Annotated in this window: 6 protein-coding genes; all 6 read right to left on the bottom strand. The window is 66.1% G+C overall.

Features of this window, described 5'->3' with window-relative positions; genetic code table 11:
* The coding region (locus IC50_RS32715) for an ABC transporter substrate-binding protein (protein WP_162131537.1) at nt 1–225 on the bottom strand (225 nt) is incomplete at its 3' end.
* A 34-nt stretch (nt 226–259) separates the two neighbouring features.
* Nucleotides 260–967: an ABC transporter ATP-binding protein gene (locus IC50_RS32710; RefSeq protein WP_035715207.1), complete on the bottom strand. Its 708-nt coding sequence runs from the start codon at nt 965–967 to the stop codon at nt 260–262.
* Nucleotides 954–2,726: a branched-chain amino acid ABC transporter ATP-binding protein/permease gene (locus IC50_RS32705; RefSeq protein WP_193374178.1), complete on the bottom strand. Its 1,773-nt coding sequence runs from the start codon at nt 2,724–2,726 to the stop codon at nt 954–956. Before IC50_RS32705 ends, IC50_RS32710 begins: the two co-directional genes overlap by 14 nt.
* 2 nt (nt 2,727–2,728) lie before the next feature.
* A complete protein-coding gene (locus IC50_RS32700; RefSeq protein WP_035715204.1) occupies nt 2,729–3,664 on the bottom strand; it encodes a branched-chain amino acid ABC transporter permease in 936 nt (311 codons plus the stop codon).
* 95 nt (nt 3,665–3,759) lie between these two features.
* Nucleotides 3,760–5,154 (bottom strand): MmgE/PrpD family protein, encoded by a 1,395-nt coding sequence (locus IC50_RS32695; RefSeq protein ID WP_035715203.1) that lies wholly within the window; start codon nt 5,152–5,154, stop codon nt 3,760–3,762.
* A gap of 30 nt (nt 5,155–5,184) precedes the next feature.
* Entirely contained in the window at nt 5,185–6,078 is an 894-nt protein-coding gene (locus IC50_RS32690) for an NAD(P)-dependent oxidoreductase (RefSeq protein WP_035715198.1), read from the bottom strand.
* Between the last annotated feature and the right edge of the window lie 63 nt (nt 6,079–6,141).

Here is a 6,141-nt window from a genome sequence, read left to right as displayed (position 1 = left end):
GATGCCGCCTTGCGCGTTGATGTGCTCGATGCCCATCTCGGCGCCCATCTTCATCACCTGGCCGGGGCGGGTGTAGATGCCCGACAGCGGTACGATCAGCCCGACCTTGATCTCGCCGGGGGCTTGCGCGCGTGCCACGCCGGCGAGGCCGACGGCGGCGGCGCCCGACAGCACGGTCCGACGCGTCAAGCCCGTCGATATCCTGCCATTCGATGTCCTGTTCATCTTGTTTCCTCCCTGATCATTGTTCTTGAGTTCGTTACATGCCGAGATAGGCCTTCCGCACGCGGTCGTCGGCGCGCAGGGTGGCGTTGTTGCCTTGGAGCACGACGTGCCCGGCTTCGAGGACATAGCCGTGATCGGCGGATTCAAGCGCTTCCGCGACGCGCTGCTCGACCAGCAGCATGGTCAGTCCGGACTTTCGCCGTATCTCGATCAGTCGTTCGAAGATGAAGTCCGCGGTCGATGGCGCGAGCCCCATCGAGGGCTCGTCCAGCATCAAGAGCTTCGGCGAGGAGGCGAGACCGCGGCCGATTGCCAGCATCTGCTGCTGGCCGCCGGACATCGTGCCGGCGAATTGACTGCGGCGCTCCTTCAATACCGGCAGCCATTCGAAGATCCGCTCGATATTGGCCCGCCAGTCCCGGCGCCCGCTCTCGGTCATCGCGCCCATTTCCAGATTCTCCATCACGGTCAGCGACGGGAAGACCTGGCGGCCCTCGGGGACGTGGGCGATGCCGAGATGGGCGCGCCGTGGCGGCGGCACCGCGAGGAGATCGACTCCGTCGAACGTGATTGCCCCGCCGCTCGGCTTCACGATGCCGGAGATCGTCTTGAACAGCGTGGTCTTGCCGGCGCCGTTCGGACCGACGATCGCGACGAACTGACCCGCGCCGACTTCGATCGAGACGTCGTTCAGGACGGGCTTCGCGGAATAGCCCGCGCTCAATCCCTCAATTCGCAGCATGGCCCACCCATTTCTTGCCGAGATAGGCTTCGATCACCCGGCTGTCGCGTGTCACCACCTCGGGCAGCCCCTCGGTGATGACGGCGCCGTGGTCGAGCACGAGGAAGCTGTCGACCAGGCGGACCATCGCCTGCATCGTGTGCTCGATGATCGCGATGGTCATGCCGTCGCGTGCGAGCTGCTGGATCACGGCGACGACCTCGTCGGCTTCGCCATGGCCGAGGCCCGCGAGCGTCTCGTCGAGCAGCAGGATGCGCGGCTGGCCGGCGATGGCGCGGGCAAGCTCCATCAACCGCAACTCCTTGGTCGAAAGCTCGCCGGCGACACGGTCCGCCACGGCGGAGAGCCCGACGCGGGCGACGGCGTCGGCGGCAAGCTTACGCGCCTCCTCGTCGGATCGCGCGCGCACATAGGCGCCCACCACGACATTGTCGAGGATCGACATGCGCAGGAACGGCCGCATCACCTGGAAAGTGCGGCCGATGCCGGCCTCGCAGATCACGTGCGGGCGCTGGCCGGACATGTTGCGGCCGTCGATCAGCACCTCGCCCTGGCTCGGCTTCAGGAAGCCGTTGAGGAGATTGAACAGCGTGGTCTTGCCGGCGCCGTTCGGTCCGATGATGCCGAGGATCTCGTTCTTGTGCAGCTTGAAGCTGACATCCTGCACCGCCTTGAGGCCGCCGAAGGAGCGCGACAGGTTCTTGACCTCGAGCACGACCTCGCCGGTCGCGGCGCGCTGTCGCATGGCGGGCTTCAGCGCCGTGACGTTGGCGCTCGATGCCACTGGGGCCGCGGCACCAGCTGCCTCGGGGGCGAACCGCTTGCGCAGGAGGTCGCGCAACTTCCAGAACAGTCCCTCCGGCGCCATCAGGATGACGCAGACGATGGCGAAGCCGAAGATCACGCCCTGAATGCCGGGGAAGCGCGCGCCGGCCTCGGCGTGCAGGATCTCGGCAAGGGGAATCAGGATCACCGAGCCGATCACCGGCCCCCAGACCGTGCCGACGCCGCCGAACATCGCCACCGTCAGCGCCTGCGCGGACACCAGCATGCCGAACACCGATTGCGGCGTCACGACCAGCAGCACCTGTGCGTAGAAGCCGCCGATGGCGGCGGCGATTGCCCCGCTCAGCGTGATCGCGCGCAGTTTCCAGGCCAAGGTGTTGATCCCGGCTGCCTCGGCCGCAGCCTCGTTCTGCTTGATCGCGAGCAGGGCCATGCCGAAGCGGGATCGCTCGATCACCTGCGTCAGCACGATGGTGGCGAACATGATGGCCAGCCCCAGCAGGGTGTAGAGATGCGGATCGGCGAACTGCATATAGGCGATCGGCGCCTCGCGCTTGATCGGAAGCGTCACCTCCTGGAAGCCGAGCCACTCGAAGACGTAGAGGATGGCGAGCGGATAGGCGAGCATCGCCAAGGCGAAATAGTGGCCTTGCAGGCGGAAGGTCGGGAAGCCGATCAGCAGCCCGGCGATGCCGCCGAGCATGGCGGCGATCGGGATCAGCAGCCACGGCGAGATGTTGAAATAGATCTGCCCGAGCGCGGTCGCATAGGCGCCGATCCCGAAGAAGGCGGCGTGACCGAACGAGATCAGGCCGGTATAGCCGCTGAGCAGATTCCACGACAGCCCGAACACCGCCCATACGGGCACCAGCGTCAGGATGAGCTGGTAGTACGAGTTGGTGACGCCGAGCGAGATCCCGGCATAGGCAAGCGTGAAGAGCAGGGGAGGCAGAAAGGAACGAATCCGGAGCATGCTCACGTCCTCTCGACCATGCGCCCGAAGAAGCCTTGCGGGCGGAAGAAGACGATGAGGAGGAAGACGGCGAAGATCGCCGCGTTCTGCAACTGCGTCGGCAGGATCAGCGTCGACATCTGCTGCACGAGGCCGATCGTCATGCCGCCCCAGAAGGCGCCGATGATGCTGCCCATGCCGCCGAGCACGACGCCGGCATACATGACGATGACGTATTCGAGGCCGACGAACGGATGGAACGGGTAGTTGGTGGCGAGCAGGCCGCCGGCGATCGCGGTGATGCCGCAGCCGAGCGCGAAGGCCGTGCGGTGTGCACGGTCGACGTCGATGCCCATATAGGTCGCTGCGGTCGGATTGTCCGCGGCGGCGCGGAGCGACTTTCCGATCCGGGTCCGCGCGATCAGCAGCGAGAGCAGGCTCATGATCGCCAGCGAGACGATCGCGTCGATGCTGCGAGCCTTGTTGAGGAAGATGCTCATGTCGAAGAATGGGCCGAGCTCCCAGGCCGAGCTCGACAGCGGCGTGCGGATCGAGGCCAGCACCGACCCGAACACGATGAGGCCGCCGTTCTGCAGGATCAACGCGATGCCGAGCGTGAGGATGAGCTGGGCGTAATGACCTTCGCCTTCCAGCGAGGCGGTGCGCGTGCCCGACACGTGCGAGATCAGCGTCCGATGAACGAAATAGCCGAACACGGCGAGCACGGGGCCGGTCAGCAGGATCGCGACGAACGGTCCGACCGTGTTGCCGAACACCGCCTGAACGCCGGCGGCGGTGAAGAGATAGAAGGCGGCGTACATGCCGAGCATCATGAAGTCGCCATGGGCGAAGTTGATGACCCGCATGACGCCGAAGATCAGGCCGAGCCCGACACACATCAGGCCGTAGATGGCGCCGATCAGAAGGCCCGCGGCGAGCGCTTGCAGGAATCCTTCCATCAGCCCCGCCTCCGCGCGGCGTCTGCACCGGCTGCTGACGATGCTTCGTTGGTCTCCAAGCCGACCATGTCTCCCCCATAACTCTCCGGCACTTCTTATGATGCCGATCGTAAGGTCCGTTCCGTTGCGTCGAGGCGACATTGCGCGGCGATGATTCCGGCATTGTCGAGCTGTTCGCAGTCGTCGATGAATTGCTCGAGCCGATGCGCGCGATCGCCGCCGAGGACTCTGGCTGCGGAGCTGCGGAAGCGTGCGCGAATGTCTGAAGGTGTTGCGGCGATGACGTCGGGCAGGGCGTGCCGGATGGTCCGGCCGTCGCGGAGATGCACGGTCACATCCGCGCCCTGCTTGCCGGGGAAGGCGGCGGTGAAGCCGGGATCCGCCTCGAGGTCCGTGACCGAAACCAGCCGGGCGATGTCGGCATCATCGAGCCCCGCATAGTTCTCTTCCTCGATCTCACCCCGCGCCAACGTAGCTGCGACGCTGAAGGGGATGCTCATCTTGGCCTGGAGCGCATTCCGATAGGGGCCCGTGGAGTTGCAGCCGGGATAGCGGACGGCGGCATCGGGAGCGCGAATGACGACGCGGCTGATGTCGTCGATGCCGGCAAGCTCGTGCGAGACGCGAAGCGCTGCCTGTGCAGCTGTCTGCGCAAAATTGCAGGCGGGGACCGGCTTGTTGTAGACGGCCATGATCTCGCACGCGCCGTTCGGGAAGAGCGTGATGCTGTCGGGCGCGGCCTGGCGGCGGTAGGCGGCGAACAGGCCGGCTTCGCCCTCCAGTATGGTTTCCGAGCCGAAAGCGCCGGCTGCGGCAAGGCCGATGGCCTTGATCGCATTGCTGGCGGCAAAGCCCGGATGGAAATACATGTCCGAGCCGCCGGCATGCGGCCACTCGTTCAGTCCGCTGGACGTATTGGCCGCGATCGCGATGGCGCTGGTCGCCTGGTCCTCGGAAAGCCCGAGCGCGTAGCTTCCGCCGAGCGCAGCGCCCAGGGGGGCTACAAGTCCGGTGGGGCGATAGAGGCGCGCGAGATCGGACGTCAGCAGCGCGCGGCCGATTCGCGCGCCGGCCTCATAGCCGATGATGGCGGCTGTGAGCAGCCTGGCGCCGTGCAGCGGGGTCTGTTCGGACAGCGCGAGGAGAGTGGGCCAGATCACGACGCCGTGGTGCGCGATGCTGGCCGCATGCATGTCTTCGCGCACGAGGCCGTGACCCATCACAGCATTGGCGAAGGCTGAGCCGGCCGGCGAGGACAGTTGCGAGGTCCCGATGATTGTCGCGCTGCCGCCGCCTTGCGCGATCGCGATCGCCTGACGGCTCCAGGGGTGATGGCCCGCCTCGAAGGCGCAGGACAGGAAGTCGAGCAGGCAGAGCTTTGCCTTGACGACGACCTCCGGCTCAAAGCAACCGATATTCAGCGCAAGCACGCTCCGCGCCATCTGGCGCGCGAGCGGCACCTTGCCTGATCCGGTCGGGCCGATGGTCATCGCAGGTTGCTCTCCCCTGGGCCTGTGCGCTCAGCCGCGCATCTCGACTCCGGCCCACTCCTCGAGCACCTTGGCAATCGAGGTGAAATCGGACGAAGCGCCGTACTTGGCGTTGGTGATCGCCAGCATCTGCCGCACCACCGCGCCGCAGACCATCGGCACGCCCATGGCCTCGGCTTCATCCACGCAGAGACGGACATCCTTGTAGGAAAGACCGGTGGTGAAGCCGAAATCGAAGGTGCCCGGCAGCACCGAGCGTGGGAATTTGTCTTCGGAGGCGCTGTTGCGGCCGCTGCTGGCGTTGATGATGTCGATCAGCACCTTTGCATTGACGCCGCCCTTGACGCCCATGGCGACGGCTTCCGACGTGATCACCAGCGCTGCGGCAGCCATCAGATTGTTGGCGAGCTTGGCCGTCTGCGCCACGCCGGGCTTGTCGCCGGTGTAGAACAGCTTGCCGAAATTCCTCAGGATCGGCTGAACCGTCTCGTAGGTGGACTGCGGGCACGACACCATTACCGCCAGCGTGCCGTTGACGGCGCCTTTGATGCCGCCGCTCACGGGCGCATCGACCAGGGTCATGCCCCTGGCTTTCAGCCCTTCCGCGACGAACTTCGCCGCGCCAGGGCCCGAGGTGGAGAGGTCAATCACGACCTTCGCGCGGTTGCCGCTGCTGATGCCGTCCTGGCCGAGCGCAACGGCCTTCACGATATCCGGTGTCGGCAGGCTGGCGAGCACGATGTCGGCGCGAGAGGCGACATCCGCAGGCGTTCTGCCGAGTTGGGCGCCGCGCTCGACCAGCAGCTGCGTCGCGTCGGCCTGCGTGTCGTAGACGACGAGCGAATAGCCCGCGTCCATCAATCGTCCCGCCATGGGGCCGCCCATGCGGCCCGTGCCGATCACGCCGAGCGTCTCTCCCGCCATCGTCTACTCCCTGTTGCGCGATCCGCTGTCGGGTGCGCTTTCCTGACCGTCGTCGATGTTGCT

It is taken from the genome of Bradyrhizobium genomosp. I (2014) (genome assembly GCF_000261685.1).
Lineage (GTDB): Bacteria > Pseudomonadota > Alphaproteobacteria > Rhizobiales > Xanthobacteraceae > Bradyrhizobium.
Note: the sequence above shows the minus strand (reverse complement) of the source record. Positions and strands in the feature narration are given on the sequence as shown.

Excerpts from the sequence above, each read along its gene's own strand:
- IC50_RS32710 (WP_035715207.1), bottom strand. The coding sequence starts at position 967 with ATGCTGCGAATTGAGGGATTGAGCGCGGGCTATTCCGCGAAGCCCGTC.
- IC50_RS32705 (WP_193374178.1), bottom strand. The coding sequence starts at position 2,726 with ATGCTCCGGATTCGTTCCTTTCTGCCTCCCCTGCTCTTCACGCTTGCC.
- IC50_RS32700 (WP_035715204.1), bottom strand. The coding sequence starts at position 3,664 with ATGGAAGGATTCCTGCAAGCGCTCGCCGCGGGCCTTCTGATCGGCGCC.
- IC50_RS32695 (WP_035715203.1), bottom strand. The coding sequence starts at position 5,154 with ATGACCATCGGCCCGACCGGATCAGGCAAGGTGCCGCTCGCGCGCCAG.
- IC50_RS32690 (WP_035715198.1), bottom strand. The coding sequence starts at position 6,078 with ATGGCGGGAGAGACGCTCGGCGTGATCGGCACGGGCCGCATGGGCGGC.